General features: G+C 73.8%; 15 protein-coding genes. 12 read left to right on the top strand and 3 right to left on the bottom strand.

Annotated features, from left to right (window positions below):
- Positions 1-4 precede the first annotated feature (4 nt).
- The 4 genes from NBW76_RS12885 to NBW76_RS12870 all read left to right on the top strand — a co-directional run bounded on the left by NBW76_RS12885 (position 5) and on the right by NBW76_RS12870 (position 7,077).
- The gene (locus NBW76_RS12885) at positions 5-706 is read left to right on the top strand and encodes a hypothetical protein (RefSeq protein WP_156364754.1); all 702 of its coding nucleotides are present in this window, start codon (positions 5-7) and stop codon (positions 704-706) included.
- Positions 703-2,235: a DNA polymerase Y family protein gene (locus NBW76_RS12880; RefSeq protein ID WP_056554001.1), complete on the top strand. Its 1,533-nt coding sequence runs from the start codon at positions 703-705 to the stop codon at positions 2,233-2,235. The genes NBW76_RS12885 and NBW76_RS12880 overlap by 4 nt, the downstream gene beginning before the upstream one ends.
- A gap of 24 nt (positions 2,236-2,259) precedes the next feature.
- Positions 2,260-5,748 carry an error-prone DNA polymerase gene (locus tag NBW76_RS12875; protein WP_056554004.1) on the top strand — a complete coding sequence of 1,163 codons (3,489 nt, stop codon included), beginning with the start codon at positions 2,260-2,262 and terminating at the stop codon, positions 5,746-5,748.
- Positions 5,749-5,832: 84 nt separating this feature from the next.
- Positions 5,833-7,077 carry a YeeE/YedE family protein gene (locus NBW76_RS12870; protein ID WP_056554006.1) on the top strand — a complete coding sequence of 415 codons (1,245 nt, stop codon included), beginning with the start codon at positions 5,833-5,835 and terminating at the stop codon, positions 7,075-7,077.
- Positions 7,078-7,127: 50 nt separating this feature from the next.
- Here NBW76_RS12870 and eis read toward each other — a convergent pair whose 3' ends face one another.
- A complete protein-coding gene (gene eis / locus NBW76_RS12865; RefSeq protein WP_056554009.1) occupies positions 7,128-8,258 on the bottom strand; it encodes an enhanced intracellular survival protein Eis in 1,131 nt (376 codons plus the stop codon).
- A gap of 104 nt (positions 8,259-8,362) precedes the next feature.
- Between eis and NBW76_RS12860 the strand changes: the two genes are divergently transcribed.
- From NBW76_RS12860 to NBW76_RS12840, 5 genes are read left to right on the top strand one after another with little or no spacing between them, the layout of a single operon-like run.
- Complete coding sequence (locus NBW76_RS12860; RefSeq protein ID WP_056554013.1) at positions 8,363-9,046, top strand: NUDIX domain-containing protein; 684 nt, start codon at positions 8,363-8,365, stop codon at positions 9,044-9,046.
- The gene (gene nadA, locus NBW76_RS12855) at positions 9,043-10,347 is read left to right on the top strand and encodes a quinolinate synthase NadA (protein ID WP_082481882.1); all 1,305 of its coding nucleotides are present in this window, start codon (positions 9,043-9,045) and stop codon (positions 10,345-10,347) included. Before NBW76_RS12860 ends, nadA begins: the two co-directional genes overlap by 4 nt.
- Before the next feature lies 1 nt (position 10,348).
- Positions 10,349-11,896, top strand: a complete 1,548-nt coding sequence (gene nadB, locus NBW76_RS12850) for an L-aspartate oxidase (RefSeq protein ID WP_056554016.1) — start codon at positions 10,349-10,351, stop codon at positions 11,894-11,896.
- Positions 11,890-12,771: a carboxylating nicotinate-nucleotide diphosphorylase gene (nadC, locus tag NBW76_RS12845; RefSeq protein WP_056554019.1), complete on the top strand. Its 882-nt coding sequence runs from the start codon at positions 11,890-11,892 to the stop codon at positions 12,769-12,771. The genes nadB and nadC overlap by 7 nt, the downstream gene beginning before the upstream one ends.
- The gene (locus tag NBW76_RS12840; protein WP_056554865.1) at positions 12,768-13,883 is read left to right on the top strand and encodes a cysteine desulfurase family protein; all 1,116 of its coding nucleotides are present in this window, start codon (positions 12,768-12,770) and stop codon (positions 13,881-13,883) included. Before nadC ends, NBW76_RS12840 begins: the two co-directional genes overlap by 4 nt.
- A gap of 27 nt (positions 13,884-13,910) precedes the next feature.
- Here the strand turns inward: NBW76_RS12840 and NBW76_RS12835 are convergent, their stop codons facing one another.
- Entirely contained in the window at positions 13,911-14,381 is a 471-nt protein-coding gene (locus NBW76_RS12835; protein WP_056554022.1) for a DUF3995 domain-containing protein, read from the bottom strand.
- 62 nt (positions 14,382-14,443) lie between these two features.
- Between NBW76_RS12835 and NBW76_RS12830 the strand changes: the two genes are divergently transcribed.
- From NBW76_RS12830 to NBW76_RS12820, 3 genes are read left to right on the top strand one after another with little or no spacing between them, the layout of a single operon-like run.
- A complete protein-coding gene (locus tag NBW76_RS12830; RefSeq protein ID WP_055967123.1) occupies positions 14,444-15,661 on the top strand; it encodes a cysteine desulfurase family protein in 1,218 nt (405 codons plus the stop codon).
- A gap of 28 nt (positions 15,662-15,689) precedes the next feature.
- The gene (mnmA, locus tag NBW76_RS12825; protein ID WP_056554025.1) at positions 15,690-16,799 is read left to right on the top strand and encodes a tRNA 2-thiouridine(34) synthase MnmA; all 1,110 of its coding nucleotides are present in this window, start codon (positions 15,690-15,692) and stop codon (positions 16,797-16,799) included.
- Positions 16,796-17,758: a methionine synthase gene (locus NBW76_RS12820; RefSeq protein ID WP_235492938.1), complete on the top strand. Its 963-nt coding sequence runs from the start codon at positions 16,796-16,798 to the stop codon at positions 17,756-17,758. Before mnmA ends, NBW76_RS12820 begins: the two co-directional genes overlap by 4 nt.
- Before the next feature lie 730 nt (positions 17,759-18,488).
- Here the strand turns inward: NBW76_RS12820 and NBW76_RS12815 are convergent.
- Positions 18,489-18,665 carry a hypothetical protein gene (locus tag NBW76_RS12815; RefSeq protein WP_156364755.1) on the bottom strand — a complete coding sequence of 59 codons (177 nt, stop codon included), beginning with the start codon at positions 18,663-18,665 and terminating at the stop codon, positions 18,489-18,491.
- Positions 18,666-18,673: the final 8 nt, after the last annotated feature.

The following is an 18,673-nucleotide window of genomic DNA, read 5'->3' as shown; positions in this document are numbered from 1 at the left end:
GTAGGTGTCCGCAGCCCGTCCAGCCCTCGAGGTCGTCGCCGAGCTGCGGCGCGAGGTCGAGCGGATGCAGGGCGCACCCGCACGGCAGGCGGTGCCCACGCACCCGGCCCTCGAGGGCCTGCTGAGCCTCGAGACCGGTGGGGTCTACGGCGTCGACGCAGCCAGCCTCGCGCTGCTGCTCATGTCCGGCCCGTCCGCGGCCGGCACGTGGTCCGCGGTCGTGGGCGCGCCCGACCTCGGGGTCGAGGCCGCCGTGGCCATGGGGGTCGACCCGCACCGCACCGTGTTCGTGCCGGACCCGCAGGACCGGTGGCTGGAGGTCACCGCCGCCCTCGTCGACGTCGTCGGCCTCGTGGTGGTGCGGCCGCCGTCCGCCGTCGGTGAGGGCGACGCCGCCCGCCTCGGTGCGCGGCTGCGCAAGCAGGGCTGCGTGCTGGTGCCGTGGGGCGTCTGGCCCCGGTGCGACGCCCGGCTCACCCTCGCGACCACGCGCTGGGCGGGGGTGGGGGCGGGTGACGGCCACCTGAGGGCGCGTGAGGCCACCGTGACCGTGCACCGTGGCACTGCTCCGAGTCGGACCCGCGACCTCCTCCTGCCGGCCGACGACCTGACCGTGCGACCTGCGCGCCCGCAGGTCGCGGCGCCCCCGGCCACCGGGGTTCCCGCCATCGTGAGGAGCCCCGTGTTCGTCAGGAGCGCAGGATGAGGACGCTCGTGCTCTGGTGCCCGGACTGGCCCGTGCGGGCCGCCCTGCCGGACCTGCCGCGCGACGTCCCCGGCGCGGTCATGGACGGCGGCCAGGTGCTGGCCTGCAACCACGCCGCCCGGGTGGAGGGCGTGCGCCGCGGCATGCGGCGCCGTGACGCGCAGGCGCGGTGCCCCGAGCTCGCGCTCGCCGACCACCGCCCGGAGGTCGAGGCCCGGGCCTTCGAGGAGGTGCTGCTGGGCGTCGAGGAGCTCAGCCCCGCCGTCACGCCGCTACGGCCGGGACTGTGCGCGCTGCCCGTGCCGGCCCGGTTCTACGGGGGCGAGGAGGAGGCGGCGGCCGTCGTCGCCGAGCGGGTCGTCTCGCTGGCGGTGTGGGACGTGCGGCTCGGGGTGGCCGACGGCCTCTTCGCGGCCGAGCAGGCCGCCCGCCGTGCGGTGCCGCAAGGGGTCCACGTGGTCGAGCCCGGTGCCGACGCCGCGTTCCTGGCTCCGCTGCCGGTCGAGACGCTCGAGGCGCCGGAGGTGGTGAGCCTGCTGCGTCGCATGGGCCTGACCACGCTCGCGCACCTGGCGGCCCTGCCCGCGTCCGACGTGCACACCCGGTTCGGCACCCACGGTGCCCTCCTGCACCGCCTGGCCTCGGGCCAGGACCCTCGGCTCCTCGCCCGGCGTGAGGTGCCTCCCGAGCTGGGCGGGATCCTCACCCTCGAGCCGCCGGTCTCCAGCTCCGAGACGGTGGCGTTCAGCCTGCGGTCGGTCGCCGAACGGTTCGTCGCGCGCCTGGCCGACCACGGCCTGGTGTGCACCGCGCTCGGGATCGAGGTGGAGGTCGACGACCAGGTGGCGTCCACCCGTCGGTGGGTCCACCCGCGCTGGTTCGGTGCGGTCGACGTCGTCGACCGGGTGCGCTGGCAGCTGCAGGGCGGTCCGCTGCCGGGACCGGTCGGCGCGGTCCGGCTCGTGCCCGAGAGCGTCGCGCCCGTCGGCGAGCACGCACCCGCCCTCTTCGGGCCCGGTGGCCGGGGTGCGGCGACGGCGCAGGAGGACGACCGCGTCGAGCGCGGCATCGCCCGGGTGCAGGGTCTCGTCGGTCACGAGGGGGTGCTCGCCGCCCGGGTGCAGGGTGGCCGCTCGCCGTCGGCCCGGCGTCTGCTCGCGCCGTGGGGCGAGCAGACCCAGCCGGCGCGTGCCGTGGGGGCTCCCTGGCCGGGCTCCGTGCCACCGCCGGCACCGGCCACGGTGTACGCGTCACCGCGTCCGGCCCAGGTGGTCGGCCCCGGCGACCGGGTCGTCGGGGTCGACGGGCGGGGAGCGATCAGCTGCGCCCCCGTCCGGTTCCGTGCCGCCGGCGACGAGGACTGGCGTCCCGTGGCGTCCTGGGCGGGCCCGTGGCCGGTCGACGAGCTGTGGTGGGACGAGGCGGCAGCCCGTCGGGTGGCGCGCTTCCAGGTGGTCGGGGTCGACGGCACGGCCTGGCTCATGGTCGTCGAGAACGGCACCTGGTGGACCGAGGCCCGCTATGACTGACGTGCACGAGCCCGTGGAGCGCTGATGGGCTGGAACAACCCCGACGTCCCGTGGCGCGAGCTGGAGGCCCGGCTCTCCGGCCGGCCCGCCCACGCGCTGCCGAGCGAGGGCCGCGACGACCTGCGTCCCGACCCGGTCGACGGCCGCTTCCCCGACGGGGGAGACGGGCCGGCGTTCAGCCGCAAGCGGGCGCGGTACGAGGCGCCACCCGATGCGCCGGGGAGTGGGCGGCAGATCGACACCGTCCCGTACGCCGAGCTGCACTGCCACAGCGACTTCAGCTTCCTCGACGGCGCGAGTGCACCGGAGGTGCTGGTCGAGCAGGCGAGCTCCCTGGGGCTGGAGGCGCTCGCGCTCACCGACCACGACGGCTTCTACGGCGTGGCCCGCTTCGCCGAGGCCGCCGCCGAGCACCCCGGTCTGGACACGGTGTTCGGAGCCGAGCTGTCGCTGGGCCTGACCGCGCCCCAGCTGGGTGCCGCGGACCCGGAGGGCAGCCACCTGCTCGTGCTCGCCCGAGGGGTGGAGGGCTATCACCGGCTGGCCGCGGCCATCACCGAGGCGCAGCTCGCGGGCGACGAGAAGGGCAGGCCGGTCTACGACCTCGAGCGGCTCGCCGAGCAGGGCCGAGGGCACTGGCACGTGCTCACGGGCTGCCGCAAGGGCTTCGTCCGGCAGGCGCTCGCGACCGGTGGGCCGGCCGATGCGTCGCGCGCGCTGGGACGGCTGGTCGACCTGTTCGGTGCCGGCGCCGTCGACGTCGAGCTCACCGACCACGGCGGTCCCACCGACTCGGCCACCAACGACGTGCTCGCGGCCCTGGCCGTCGAGCACGACCTGCCGGTGGTGGCCACCGGCAACGTGCACGCCGCCGTGCCGTCGCGCACCCGGCTGGCCCAGGCCATGGCCGCCGTGCGCGCCCGGCGCAGCCTCGCCGAGATGGACGGCTGGCTGGCCGCCTCCGGGCAGGCCTACCTGCGCTCGGGCGAGGAGATGCAGGCACGCTTCGCGCGCTACCCGGGAGCCGTGGCGCGGTCGGTCGAGGTGGCCCGGGGCGCTGCCTTCGACCTGCGTCGTGCGGCGCCGCGGCTGCCGCAGACCGACGTCCCGGACGGGTACACCCCCATGGAGTGGCTGCGTGAGCTGGTGAGGCGGGGCGCCGACGACCTGTACGCCCACGACCGCGACCGCGCCGAGGAGCGGCTGCGCCAGGAGCTGGCGGTCATCGAGGCCAAGGGGTTCTGCGGCTACTTCCTCATCGTCCACGACATCGTGGCCGAGGCCCGTCGGCGCGGGATCCTGTGCCAGGGCCGGGGCTCTGCGGCCAACTCCGCGGTCTGCTACGCCCTGCGCATCACGGCCGTCGACTCGATGTTCTACGACCTGCCGTTCGAGCGGTTCCTGGCCGCCACGCGCGACGAGGAGCCCGACATCGACGTCGACTTCGACGCAGGTCGCCGCGAGGAGGTGATCCAGTGGGTCTACGACACGTTCGGACGCCGCAACGCCGCCCAGGTGGCCAACGTCATCAGCTACCAACCGCGCTCGGCGGTCCGCGACGTCGCGAAGGCGCTGGGCTACTCCGTGGGCCAGCAGGACGCGTGGAGCAAGAGCATCGAGTCGTGGCGTGCGGTCGAGACGCCCGAGGAGAGCCCGTTGCCACCGCTGGTCGGTGAGCTCGCCGAGCAGCTGCTGAAGACCCCGCGGCACCTGGGCATCCACTCCGGCGGGATGGTGCTCACCGAGCGCCCGGTGGGCGAGGTCGTGCCGATCGAGCGGGCGCGGATGGACAAGCGCACCGTCGTGCAGTGGGACAAGGACGACTGCGCGTGGATGGGTCTGGTCAAGTTCGACCTGCTGGGCCTCGGGATGCTCGGCGCGATCCAGCGCACGTTCGACCTGCTCGCCGAGCACACGGGGGAGCAGTGGGACCTCGCGTCGATCCCCAAGGAGGAGCCGGCGGTCTTCGACATGCTCTGCCTGGCCGACTCCGTCGGGGTCTTCCAGGTCGAGAGCCGTGCCCAGATCGGCACGCTGCCCCGTCTGCGTCCTCGTTCGTACTACGACCTCGTCATCGAGATCGCGCTCATCCGGCCCGGTCCGATCCAGGGCGGCGCCGTGCACCCGTACATCCGTCGCCGCACGGGCAAGGAGCCGGTCGAGTTCATCCACCCGTTGCTGGAGCCGGTGCTGGCGCGCACCCTCGGGGTGCCGCTGTTCCAGGAGCAGCTCATGCAGATCGCCATGGCGGTGGGTGACTGCACGGGCGACGACGCCGACCTGCTGCGTCGGGCCATGGGGTCCAAGCGCGGCACCGAGCGCATCGAGCGGCTGCGGGAGAAGCTCTACGCCGGCATGGAGCGCCACGGCATCACGGGGGAGGTGGCCGACGGCATCTACGCCCGCATCCAGGCGTTCGCGAACTTCGGCTTCGCCGAGAGCCACGCGTTGAGCTTCGGGCTGCTCGTGTACGCCAGCAGCTGGCTCAAGCTGCACGCGCCGGCGGCGTTCCTCGCGGCGCTGCTGCGCTCCCAGCCGATGGGCTTCTACTCCCCGCAGTCCCTCACCGCCGACGCGCGGCGCCACGGCGTCGAGGCGCGGCGGCCCTGCATCGCCCGCTCACAGGTCCATGCCGACCTGGAGGTCATCGACGACGCGCCGGGCCGTGGGCGGCGGACCAGCACCGGCCTCGACGGGTGCACGCACCGGGTGCAGCCGCCGGCAGGCGACTTCGACGACACCGAGGGCCGGACGGAGCTGCAGGCGCGGCTGGCCGGGCACCGCCGCGACGGCCACCACGCCGTGCGCCTCGGCCTCACCGAGGTCCAGGGCATCGGTGAGGCCGACGCCGAGCGGGTGGTGGCGGCGCGAGCCGACGGTCCGTTCGTCGACATGGCCGACGTCGTGCGACGTACCGGGCTGTCGGTCCCGCAGATGGAGGCCCTCGCCACGGCCGGGGCGTTCGACGTGTTCGGGATCAGCCGCCGTCAGGCGCTCTGGAACGCGGGCTACACCGACGCCCCCGACCTGCTGGCGGGCACGGCGGTGCAGGCGCCACCTCCGATGCTGCCCGGCATGAGCGACGTCGAGCTGACCACCGCCGACCTGTGGGCCACCCGCATCTCGCCCACGGAGCATCCGTTCGTGCACCTGCGACCGCTGCTGCGCGCCGAGGAGGTGCTGGCGGTGCAGGACTGCCCCGACCTGGGCACCGGGCGTCGGGTCCGGGTGGCGGGGCTGATCACCCACAAGCAGCGCCCCTACACCGCCTCGGGCGTCACGTTCCTGAACCTGGAGGACGAGACGGGCATGCTCAACGTGGTGGTCTTCGCCAACGTCTGGAAGCGGCACCGGCGGGTCCTGCAGAACGCGGCGGGCGTGGTCGTGCGCGGTGTGGTCGAGAACGTGGAGGGTGCCACCAACCTGCGGGCCGAGCGGATCGAGCGGGTGGAGGTGCTGTACCCCGAGGCGGCCTCGACCATCGGTCCTCACCGGTCCCGCGACTTCCGGTGATCGACGTCACGTCGGCCCTGCCGAGCGATCTCAGGGAGCGAGAACCGACCGGCGGTCGACTCCACCGGACGTAGCGTCGAGGACATGGCCACCCTCCTCAGCCCCGCCCGTACCCGGGTCCCCACCCCACCCGCGCCGCCGGCACCTCCACTGCAGCGCGGACCGGCGGTGGCCGCCGGGGTGCTCGCCGTCGTGCTGCTCGCGGTCGTCCAGACCCAGCACGGCACGCAGAAGGCCGTGCTGCTCGCGCTGGGTCTCGGGCTCGGAGCGGCGCTGTTCCACGCGCGCTTCGGCTTCACGTCGGGCTGGCGCCAGCTGGTCGCCGTCGGCAACGGGGCGGGCGTCCGCGCGCACTCGCTGCTCCTCGGCACGGCGGCCACACTGGGGCTTCTGCTGCTCGCGTCAGGGTCCGGGCTGTTCGGCACCACCCCGGCGGGCGTCGAGGGCCCGATCGGCGTGGGGCTCGTGCTCGGCTCGTTCCTGTTCGGCATCGGGATGCAGCTGGGCGGCGCGTGCGCGTCGGGCACGCTGTTCGCCGTCGGGTCGGGCCAGAGCAGCATCCTCGTGACCCTCTTCGGGTTCGTCGTCGGGTCGGTGCTCTACACGTGGCAGTACGACCTCGTCGACGACCTGCCGGCGTGGGACCCCATCGTCCTGCAGGACCACGTCGGCTACCTGGGCGCGTGGGTGCTCACGATCGGAGCGCTCGCGCTCGTGGTGTGGGGGACCCGGGTCGTGCAGGCCCGTCGCAACCCGCCGCCCACCTCGCCGCCTCCGACGGCCCAGGGTGCGGCACGCGTGGTGCGCGGCTCCTGGTCGCCGTACGTCGGCGCGGTGGTGCTGGCCGTCCTCGCGGCCGGCGTGCTGTGGGTCTCCGGCGGCATCTGGGGCATCACCAGCGCGTTCGCGCTGTGGGGCGCCAAGCTCCTCCAGCTGGTCGGGGCCCACCCCGAGACCTGGAGCTTCTGGCAGCAGCCCGACCAGGCCGCCCAGCTCTCGGGGTCGGTGCTCGCGGACAAGAACTCGCTCACCAACATCGGCATCGTGGTCGGGGCCGCCCTCGCCGCGACGCTGGCCGGTACCTACTCCCTGCGGCACCGGTTCGCGACGAGGCAGGTCCTGGCCTCGCTGATCGGTGGCGTCCTGCTGGGGATCGGCGCGCGGCTCGCGTCGGGCTGCAACATCGGCGCCTACCTCGGTGGCATCTCCACCGGCAGCCTGTCGGGCTGGATCTGGGGCCTCGTCGCGCTCGCCGGCACCTGGGTGGGCCTGCGCTTGCGGCCGTACTTCGGCCTCGACGTGCCGAAGCGGTACGACGGGGTCTGCTGACTGAGGGACTCCCTGCGCAGGGCGCCTCGACGAGCCCGACGGCCGGGTGCTCAGAAGTAGTCGTGCACCGTCACCGGCCCGCGTGAGAACAGCAGGTCCCACGTGACGTCGTCGGCGTCGTCACCGCCCACGTGGCCCAGGGCGCGCAACGCCGCCGACGTCTGCGCCCCCGCGAAGGTCAGGGCCAGCCCACCGCGGGTGAACGAGCGGCCGCTCCCGTCGCCGTCCTCGAGCCGACCCGAACCGTCGGCCAGGACGAGGGTGTGCGGTCGGCCCTCGACCACGAACGGCAGGCGCGCGCCGATGCCGGGATGCACGCGAGGGAGCGCGAGGGCCGCCGGATCGAGCACGGCGAGGGCGTAGGGCGTCGACGTGACGGGGGTGGGGTGCGCGACCCGCATCAGGTGCTGCCACGCCGGGATGCCACTGGAGCGGAGCAGCACGTTCGGCGTGACCGACCCGAACGTCGAGAGCAGCGTCATGAGCGAGCGCAGGGCGTCCTCGTCGTCGGCCACGAGGTCCCACACCCGCAGCTCGCCGTCGGCGGCGTACCCACGACCGCGGTCCCACGACGTGTAGCCGACGACCACGCCGTCGCGCTCGGCCACGGTCACGCCGCTGACCCGGAGCGTGGGGGCCTCGGCGAACAAGGGTCCACGACGCTGGAGCGGGCCGTTGCCGCGAGAGACGACCCGGTCGTGCACGGCACGGATGGCCTCGGCGTCGGACTCGTCGGCACGGCGCACCGACGTGGTGCCGCCGGCAGCGAGCGCCCCGGTGGGCACGCGGACGTCGTCGAGGGTGGTGACGTTCTCGTACCCGAGGCGCCGGTAGATGCCGGGGGAGGTGGCGTAGAGGGTGGAGACCAGGGCGCCACGTTCCCGCGCGGCGTCGAGCAGCGTCGTCAGCAGCGGCGTGAGGATGCCGCTGCCGCGGTGCTCGGCCGTGATCGTCACCCCGCCGATGCCGGCCGTCGGCACCAGCGTGCCCCCGAACCACGAGTCGTAGGCACGGTCGAGCGCGGTGGCCACGAGGCGTCCAGCGACGAACGCACCCCACCAGGTCTTGCCCGGGGCGTGGATCGCGACCGGCGGCTCCGGGGGGTCGAACGCCCCGAACGCCTCCACGAACAAGGGACGCATGGCTGCGGTGTCGTCGTCGGTCAGGCGGCGGATCTCCATGCACTCATCCTGTCCCCACCCCAGGGACGCACACCACACCGACTTCGGGTTGACCTGACCATAAGAGGGGCTTAGGGTCAGAAGTACCTGAAGGGAGGCGGACCATGGCGACGACACCGGACCTGCTCGCGAGCGACCAGGTGAGCCTGGCCGTCTCGACGGTGATCTTCGCGCTGCGTCCGCACCCGACCACCGGCAGCACCACGCTCTGGCTGCCGCTGGTGCGGCGGATCCGCGAGCCGTACGAAGGCCTGTGGGCGCTCCCGGGCGGCCCGCTCGAGCCCGACGAGGACCTCGCCGCGTCGGCGCGGCACACCCTGGAGCGGACCACCGGACTCACGCCCGGGTACCTCGAGCAGCTGTACTCCTTCGGCGCGGTCGACCGGTCCCCGGCCGACCGGGTCGTCTCGATCGTCTACTGGGCGCTCGTGCGCCCCGACGAGGACGCGCGCGCCACCGACGGCGAGAACGTCGAGTGGGTCGTGGCCGACGAGGTCGAGGGACTTGCCTTCGACCACGACGCGATCCTCGGCTACGCGCTCGACCGGCTGCGGGCCAAGATCACCTACTCGCCGATCGCCTTCGCGTTCCTCACGCCCGAGTTCACGCTGGCGGACCTCCGTGCCGTGCACGAGGCCGTGCTCGGCCGGCCGCTCGACCCCGCCAACTTTCGCCGCCAGGTCCTGGCGAGCGGCACCGTCGTCCCCACCGGCTCGCACCTGACGGGTACGAGCCACCGACCTCCGGCGCTCTACCGACGCGCCGGACACCTCGAGGAGAACCGATGACCACCTCATTCGTCCCCGCTCCCGGTGGTTCCGTCCACGACGCGATCTCGGCCCGCCCGGCCGACTCGTGCGACACCGAGCTGGCCGAGGGCCCCTGGGTCTTCGACCTCGTCCCGGGCTACGGCCCCGGGGCCTCCGAGGGCGACGCGATCCCCGAGCCGGTCGTACGTCCGGGTCAGCTGCCCGCGGCCTACCAGCGGATGGCCGAGCCGGAGCTGCACGAGCGCATCCGCGCCGCCAAGGAGGCGCTGGGGGACCGGCTGGTCGTCCTGGGGCACTTCTACCAGCGCGACGAGGTGGTGCAGCACGCCGACTTCGTCGGTGACTCCTTCCAGCTGGCCAACGCCGCCCTCACCCGTCCGGACGCGGAGACGATCGTGTTCTGCGGCGTGCACTTCATGGCCGAGACCGCCGACATCCTGGCCGGTCCCGGCCAGCGCGTGATCCTGCCCAACCTCGCCGCCGGCTGCTCCATGGCCGACATGGCCGACGAGGACTCCGTCGAAGGGGCGTGGGAGGAGCTCGAGGCCCTCTACGCCGACCCGGTCACGGGCATGGGCCCCGACGCCGACGGCAAGCTGCCCGTCCTCCCCGTCACCTACATGAACTCCTCCGCCGCCCTCAAGGCGTTCTGCGGACGCCACGGCGGCATCGTGTGCACGTCGTCCAACGCGTCGACCGTGCTGGAGTGGGCGTTCGAGCGGGCGCACCGGGTGCTGTTCTTCCCCGACCAGCACCTCGGCCGCAACACCGCCAAGGCGATGGGCGTCCCGCTCGAGCAGATGCCGATGTGGAACCCGCGCAAGGCGCTCGGCGGCAACACCGCCGAGGTGCTCCAGGACGCGAAGGTGCTGCTCTGGCACGGATTCTGCTCCGTGCACAAGCGGTTCACCGTCGCGCAGATCGAGAAGGCGCGCGCGGAGCACCCCGGGGTCAAGGTCGTGGTGCACCCCGAGTGCCCGATGCCCGTCGTCGACGCCGCCGACGCGGCCGGCTCCACCGACTTCATCCGGAAGTTCGTCGCCGCGAGCGAGCCGGGCGACGTGATCGCGATCGGCACCGAGGTCAACCTGGTCAACCGGCTCGCCGCCGAGCACCCCGACCGCACGATCTTCTGCCTCGACCCCGTGGTCTGCCCCTGCTCGACGATGTACCGGATCCACCCCGGCTACCTGGCGTGGGTCCTCGACGGCCTGCTCGAGGGCGAGGTGCGCAACGAGATCGTCGTCGACGACGAGGTCGCGACGCACGCCAAGGTCGCCCTCGAGCGCATGCTCGCCGCACTCCCGAAGGACGCCTGACATGACCCGCGTGGTCGTGGTCGGCAGTGGCGTGGCGGGGCTGACCGCTGCGCTGGAGGCCGACGCCCGCGACGGGGTCGAGGTCACCCTCGTCACCAAGGCCGCCCTCGGGACCAGCAACACGGCGTGGGCCCAGGGCGGCGTTGCGGTCGTGACCGATGCGGACGACTCTGTCGCCTCGCACGTGGCCGACACCCTCGCGGCAGGTGCGGGACTCTCCGACGACGACGCCGTGCAGGTGCTGTGCGCCGACGGTCCCGAGGCCGTCGCGGGTCTGATGCGCCGGGGCGTGCTGTTCGACGTCGACGCGGGCGACCTCGCGCGCGGCCTGGAGGCTGCGCACTCGCACGCGCGCATCCTCCACGCAGGGGGCGACGCCACCGGCGCGGCCATCTCCGAGGCGCTCGTGGCGCGGGTCCGCGCCGCCGGCATCGAGGTGCGCGAGCACACGTTGGCCGTCGACCTGCAGCTGACGCAGGGACGGGTCTGCGGTCTGCGTCTCCTCGACGGCACGGTCCTGCCCGCCGACGCCGTGGTGCTCGCCACGGGGGGCGCGGGGCAGCTCTACCCCTTCACCACCAACCCGGCGGTCGCGACGGGTGACGGTCTGGCGATGGCGCTGCGGGCCGGCGCGGTCGCGTCGGACCTGGAGTTCTACCAGTTCCACCCCACGGCGCTCGCCGTGCCGGGCAGCCCGCTCGTGTCCGAGGCGGTGCGGGGCGAGGGCGCGGTGCTGCGCTCCGTGGACGGCCACCGGTTCATGACCGACGTGCATCCCGACGCCGAGCTCGCCCCGCGCGACGTGGTGGCTCGAGGGATCGCCGCGCAGATGGCGCGCCAGGGTGGCCTGCCCGTCCTGCTCGACGCGACGGCGCTCGGGACCGCCTTCCTGGCCCGCAGGTTCCCGACCATCGACGCCATGGTCCGGTCCCACGGGCTGGACTGGGGGACCGAGCCCGTCCCCGTGTCGCCCGCGGCGCACTACTTCATGGGTGGGGTCCGGACCGACCTGTGGGGGCGTACGTCGCTGCCGGGTCTGTACGCCGTCGGCGAGGTGGCCTGCACCGGTGTGCACGGTGCGAACCGGCTCGCCTCGAACTCCCTGCTCGAGGGTGCGGTCTTCGGTCGGCGTGTGGTCGAGGCCGTCCTCGGCGCGGCGCCCCAGGAGACGTTCGACGCCGAGTGGGCCGCACCGGTCGAGGTGCCGTCGGCGATCACGACCGGGCCGCTCGAGCGCGCCGACCTGCAGCAGCTGCTGTGGGAGACCGCCGGCCTCAGTCGGGACGCGGCGGGCCTCGAGCGGGCCTCGACGCTGATCGGCGCCGGCGCCGTCCCACCGGGTGCCGACGTGAAGGCGGTCGAGGACGCGAACCTGCACGTCGTGGGCGCGGCCGTCGTGGCGTCGGCGCTGGCACGACACGAGTCGCGGGGCGGCCACCACCGCACCGACGCCCCCGGCACCGACCCGACGCAGGCCCGGCACAGTGCCGTCGTCCTCCCGGCGGCGCGCCTGCTGATCGCCGGGGCGCGGGAGTCGGTGCCGTGCTGAGCCGGGAGCAGGTGCAGCGCGTCGTCGACATGGCGCTCGCGGAGGACGCGCCCTTCGGCGACGTCACGTCCCAGGTCTTCGTCCCGGCCGAGGCCGTGGCGCGTGGGTCCGTCGTGGCGCGGGAGCCGGGCGTCCTGGCCGGTACCGACGTGCTCCGGCAGACGTTCACGACCGTGGACCCCCGGGTCGTCGTCGAGCTGCTGGTGGCCGACGGTGAACGGTTCGCCGCCGGCGACGTGCTGGCGCGCGTGCAGGGCCCGGCGCGGGCGGTCCTGCAGGGGGAGCGGGTCGCGCTCAACTTGGTGCAGCGGATGAGCGGGATCGCCACGCTCACCTCGCGCTACGTCGAGGCCGTCTCCGGCACCGACGTGCGCGTCGTCGACACGCGCAAGACCACGCCTGGCCTGCGCGCGCTGGAGCGGCACGCGGTGCGCTGCGGGGGCGGCCACAACCACCGCTTCTCGCTCTCGGACGCGGTGATGGCCAAGGACAACCACCTCGCGCTCGTCCCGGACGTCACGGCGGCCGTCCGGGCGGCGCGCGCGACCCTCCCGCACACCATGCACGTGGAGGTCGAGGTGGACCGGCTCGACCAGGTGGAGGCCGTCCTGGCGGGTGGGGTCGACACGATCATGCTCGACAACTTCACCCTCGACGAGCTGCGCGAGGGAGTCGCTCTCGTCGCCGGCCGCGCGATCGTGGAGGCCAGCGGTGGCATCACGCTCGAGACGATCGGCGAGGTCGCACGGACGGGGGTCGACGTGATCAGCGTCGGGGCGCTGACGCACTCCGTCCGCGCGCTCGACCTGGGGCTGGACCTCGACGTCGCGCCCGGCGGGGGTGCCGGGCCGTGGGCGGCTGGAACAGCACCATGATCTATCTCGACGAGGCGGCCACGACACCGTTGCGCCGCGACGTCCTCGCCGCGATGGGCCCGTACCTCGGGCCTGCGTTCGGCAACCCGTCGAGCCACCACGAGCTCGGGGAGGCGGCTCGTGGCGGCCTCGAGCAGGCTCGCGCCGACGTCGCCGTGTCGCTGGGGGCGCGGCCGGGCGAGGTCACGTTCACGTCGGGTGGGACCGAGTCCGCGAACACCGCCGTGAAGGGGATCTGCCTGGCGCAGCCGCGGGGGAGGCACGTCGTGGTCAGCGCGGTCGAGCACCCGGCCGTGCTGGAGTCGGCGCTCTGGCTAGGACGCATCGGGTACGACGTCACGCTCCTCGACGTCGACGAGCACGGCGCGGTCGACCCCGGCGTGCTTGCGGCCGCCCTGCGCGACGACACGACCCTGGTCAGCGTGCAGCACGCGAACAACGAGGTCGGCACGGTCCAGCCGGTCGCGGACCTGGCCGCCGTCGCCGCGGAGCGTGGTGTCCCGTTCCACACCGACGCCGTGCAGTCGGCCGCCTGGCTCGACGTCGACGTCACTCGGCTGAACGTGCAGGCGCTCAGCCTGTCGGCCCACAAGCTGGGCGGTCCGAAGGGCGCGGGCGTGCTGTGGGTCCGGCGGGGCACGCGGTTCGAGCCGCTCGTGCACGGCGGAGGTCAGCAGGACGGGCGACGGTCCGGTACCGAGGACGTGCCCGGCGCGGTGGGTCTGGCTGCTGCCCTGCGCCTGGCTCGTGGCGGCCCGTCGACGGCCGAGGAGGTCGCGGCGCGCCGTGACCGCTTCGTCGCGGCCGTGCTGGCCGGCGTCCCCGGTGCGCGTCTCACCGGCCACCCCACGTCGCGGCTGCCCGGCCACGCGTCCTTCGTGCTGCCCGGCCGGTCGGGGGAGTCGGTCCTGCTGGACCTCGAGCGGCGCGGCATCGTGTGCTCCAGCGGCTCGGCCTGCCACGCGGGCAGCGACGAGCCCAGCCACGTGCTGACGGCCATGGGTCTGGAGCGCGAGGTGGCGCAGACGGCGCTGCGGTTCACCTTCGGGGTGGCGGTGACCGACCACCAGCTCGCCGAGACCGCCGCCGCCCTGGTCGACGTCGTCGGGTGAGCCGGGGCCGGACCCTCGGTTCGGGCGTCAGGTCGTGGTGCGGGAGCGACGTGTCGCCCGGAGCGCGAGAAGTCCGGCTGCGCCCCAGAGGGCGAACCACGGGTCCCAGAGCGCAGCGTGCCAGCGGATCGCCCTGAGGTCGGCGCTGTCGGAGGGGCTGATCAGGTCGAGAGCCACGGCCGCGTTGCCGACGGTCATGAGTGCCCCGTAGACCAGCAGCGCCCCGGTGGCGAGGGTGGCCGGGCGGCGGAACCGGCCGTGCAGCACCGCGACGGCGACCAGCGCCACGACGACGAGCTTGGAGACCACGACCGCAGCCAGCGCCGCGAGCACGCCGGCGCCCCGGTCGGTGCCCCACGACACGAACGGCTCGCCGACCGTGTCGAGCAGCCAGGTCGAGCCGAGCAGCCAGAGCAGGCTGATCCCGGCGTGAGCCGCCCCCAGCACGGTGGCCACCACCAGCCACCCACGTGGCGCCGACGTCTGCACGGTGCTCATGGACCACCCCCGACGGGAGCGTACCTGCCGGCCTCGGGGCCAGTGACTACGCTGGGAGAGCCATGACCTCGTCCGATCCCTCCTCGAGCCTCGACGCCGTGTACCTCGACCACGCGGCCACGACGCCGATGCATCCCGAGGCCGCCGCGGTGCTCGCCGACCAGCTCGCCCGCACGGGCAACGCGTCGAGCCTGCACACGTCGGGTCGGGCGGCCCGGCGCGTGGTCGAGGAGTCGCGCGAGGTGATCGCCGAGTGTCTCGGCGCACGGCCCAGCGAGGTGGTGTTCACGTCCGGTGGGACGGAGGCCAACAACCTCGCGATCAAGGGTCTGTACTGGGCGCGGCACGACGAGTCCTCGGCGCGGGACCGCGTCCTGTTCAGCTCCATCGAGCACCACGCCCTGCTCGACCCCGTGACCTGGTTGGCGGCGCACGAGGGCGCCCGCATCGACACGACCCCCGTGGACCGCCAGGGCCGGGTCGTCGTCGACGCCCTGCGCGGTCAGATCGAGTCCGACCCGGCGTCGGTGGCCGTCGTGACGACCATGTGGGCCAACAACGAGATGGGCACGATCCAGCCCGTGGCCGACGTCGTGGCCCTGGCTCGCGAGCACGGCATCCCGGTCCACAGCGACGCCGTCCAGGCAGCGGGCTACCTCCCGCTCGACTTCGCCGGCTCGCACCTGGACGCCATGACCGTCACGGCCCACAAGCTCGGGGGTCCGGTCGGCGTCGGGGCCCTGGTCGTGCGACGCGAGGTGACGCCGGTGCCGCTGGTCCACGGCGGCGGCCAGGAACGTGACCTCCGCTCGGGCACCGTCGGCGTGGCGCTCATCGCCTCCTTCGCCCGGGCGCTGGAGCTGACGGTGCAGCGCCAGGCCGAGGTCTCGGCACGCATCGAGGGACTGAGGCGGCGGCTCGTCGACGGCATCGGGCGGATCGTTCCCGACGCGATCGTCAACGGGGACCCGGAGCCCGGGCCGGACCACCGTCTGCCCAACATCGCGCACGTGACGTTCCCGGGGTGCGAGGGCGACGCGATGCTCATGCTGCTCGACGCGCAGGGGGTGGAGGTGTCCACCGGATCCGCCTGCCAGGCCGGGGTTCCCCAGCCCAGCCACGTGCTGCTCGCGATGGGCTACGACGACGCCGCGGCTCGCGGTTCGCTGCGGCTGAGCCTCGGCCACACCAGCACCGAGGCCGACGTCGACCGGCTGCTCGCGGTGCTGCCCCAGGTGCACGAGCGTGCCGTCCGCGCCTCCCTCGTGCGGAGCCGTTGATGTCCGGACCGACGACGGAGGCCCGCTGATGGCCCGCCTCGTCGCGGCCATGTCCGGGGGTGTCGACTCGGCCGTGGCGGCCGCGCGTGCCGTCGACGCCGGCCACGACGTGACCGGGGTGCACCTGGCCCTGAGCCGCAACCCCCGGTCGTACCGGTCCGGTGCCCGTGGGTGCTGCTCCATCGAGGACGCCGGCGACGCCCGACGTGCCGCCGACGCGCTGGGCATCCCGTTCTACGTGTGGGACATGAGCGCCGAGTTCGCCGACGAGGTGGTCGACGACTTCGTCTCCGAGTACGCCGCGGGTCGGACCCCCAACCCGTGCCTGCGCTGCAACGAGAAGATCAAGTTCGCGGCCGTGCTCGACCGCGCCCTCGCGCTCGGCTTCGACGGCGTCGTGACGGGGCACTACGCGCAGCTGAGCACCGCGACCGACGGCACGGTCGAGATGCACCGCTCAAAGGACGCCGGCAAGGACCAGAGCTACGTGCTGGGCGTGCTCACGCAGGACCAGCTGCGTCACTCGCACTTCCCCCTCGGCGGCTCGGTCAAGACCGACGTCCGCGACGAGGCGGCACGTCGCGGCCTGCAGGTCGCCACCAAGCCCGACAGCCACGACATCTGCTTCGTCGCCGACGGTGACAACGCCGGTTGGCTGGCCGAGAAGCTGGGACCGCGACCGGGCGTGGTCGTCGACGAGGCAGGTGCGGTGCTGCGCGAGCACGACGGTGCCTACGCCTACACGATCGGACAGCGGCGCGGCCTGCGTCTCGGCGTCCCGGCCGACGACGGCAAGCCGCGCTTCGTGCTCGACATCGAGCCCGTCTCCGGCACGGTCACCGTCGGTCCGCGCGAGCACCTGCTCGTCGACACCCTCGAGGCGGACCGACCGCTGTGGTGCGGAGCCGCGCCCGACGGACCGCTGGAGTGCACGGTGCAGCTGCGCGCCCACGGTGCCGAGCACCGGGCGGTCGTGGAGGTGCTCGACGACGGCCGGGTCCACGTCGACCTCGTCGACCCCGCCGAGGGCATCGCCCCCGGTCAGGCCGCCGTGGTCTACGTCGGGACCCGCGTGGTCGGGTCGGCCACGATCACCGCGACGAGTCGCAGCAGCATCTCCTCCGGGCCCGTGCGGTGAGGGCCACGGGCGTCGGCTCGATGCCGGGGGAGGGCTACGCCGAGTCGGTCAAGGCCGTGCTCGGCACGCTCGACGACCTGGCCTTCGTCCCCGAGCTGCCGGCGCGAGGCGTCGGCGCGCAGATGATCGGCCGCTCGCTCGCGTTCCTGGAGGGGCTGGGGGCGGACCTGCAGCCCGGTGGGTGGCGGCTGCTCGACGCGTCGGGCGTGGACCACCGTCGCGCCAGGTCGCTGCTCGCCCAGGACCTCGACGTCGTGGAGGAGCTGGCGCAGGACCGACAGGGTGCCGTCAAGCAGCAGGTCGCCGGGCCGTGGACGCTCGCTGCGACCGTGGAGCTGCAGCGGGGGGAGAAGGTGCTCTCGGACCACGGAGCACGGCGCGACCTCGCCCACGCGCTCGCGTCGGGCCTCACCGACCACGTCGCGTCGCTGCGCCGCCGGTTCCCCGGCGCCGAGCTGGTGCTGCAGGTCGACGAGCCGATGCTCCCTGCCGTGCTGTCCGCACAGGTCCCCACCTCCTCGGGCTTCGGGCGCTACCGCACCGTGCACCCGCCGGAGGCCGACGCCCTGCTGCGCGTCGTCGTCGACGCGGTGCGGGCGGCGGGAGCGAGCCCCGTCGTGCACTCGTGCGCTCCGGACCTGCCCGTCACGCTGCTCCGCGGCGCGGGCTTCGACGCGATCTCCTTCGACCTGTCGCTCGACACCCCCTCTGGAGGCGACGCCTGGGCCGAGGCGTTCGAGGCGGGGACGGACCTGTGGCCAGGGATCCTTCCGTCGACCGACGCCGCGCTCGACACGGCCGCGTCCCGTCGCACGCTGGAGGCGTGGTTCGACCGTCTGGGCTTCGCCGAGGACGCCTGGCACGACCGGGTGGTCGTGACGCCGTCCTGCGGCCTGGCCGGGGCCACCCCGGCCCACGCCCGCCAGGTGCTGGCCGAGCTCGCCGCCCTCGCGGGCTGACCACCGTCGAGGGCGCTGCGGCCACCCCCTGTGTGCATCGCGTGGGGGTGCGCTTCCTGCGGTCGTGTGCGACCCGCTGCTGCGTGGCTTGGGTCGGTACGTCCCTGTGGCTGCGCGGCTCCGGCTGGGCTTCCGCTTGCTGCTGCGTCACTGTGGCTGCGAGTCGGCTCGGTCTCCGAGAGGGCCTCGACCGCACCGGTGGGTCTCGACCCGGGCGGACCTGCGGGGCGCAGCCACGATTCTCCCTCTGCGCGTGATCCACGCACGATGCTTCCTTCGCGTGGACCGTGCCTCACGAAGGAAGAGTCGTGGCGACGAAGACGGCCTCAGAAGGGCAGGGATTATCCCTTCTCGTGCAACGGTCCGCGCAAAGGGAGAATCCCTGCCCAGCCGCCGCGCACCGAAGCCCCGCTGGACGCAGGATTCTGCCTTCGCGCACAACAACCCGAACGATGCTGCGTTCACGACGGGAACCCGTAGCTAACGCAGCATCCTTCGAGCCCTCACGCGCGAACGCAGAATCGTGCGTCCCTCGAGCCACACTCCGAGAACCCGACCGACCCCGGACCCGTCCGCCGGTCGAGGCCCTTTCGGAGACCGAGCCGACTCGCAGCCGCAGCGACGCAGCCGCAGCTCGAGGCCCAGTCGGAGCGACGCAGCAGCGAGCGAAGACCCAGCCGGGGAAGCGCACCAGCGAAGGTTCAGCCGCAGCGACGCAGCACCATGGCCCTCACACGATCTCGTCGCGGGCCGGGCGACTGCCGAGCCGCACGACCGCGATGCCGACGACCACGGCCACGCCGCACACCACGTCGGCCGTGAGCCCGTCGAGGGCGAAGAACCCCACGAGCCCGGCCACCACGAGGAGAGCGCCGAGGACGATCGGGACGAGACGTCGAGTGCTCATGCGTCCAC

The organism is Aeromicrobium sp. Leaf245, assembly GCF_942548115.1.
In the GTDB taxonomy this organism is placed as follows: Bacteria; Actinomycetota; Actinomycetes; order Propionibacteriales; family Nocardioidaceae; genus Aeromicrobium.
This window is presented reverse-complemented; position numbering and strand designations above follow the sequence as displayed.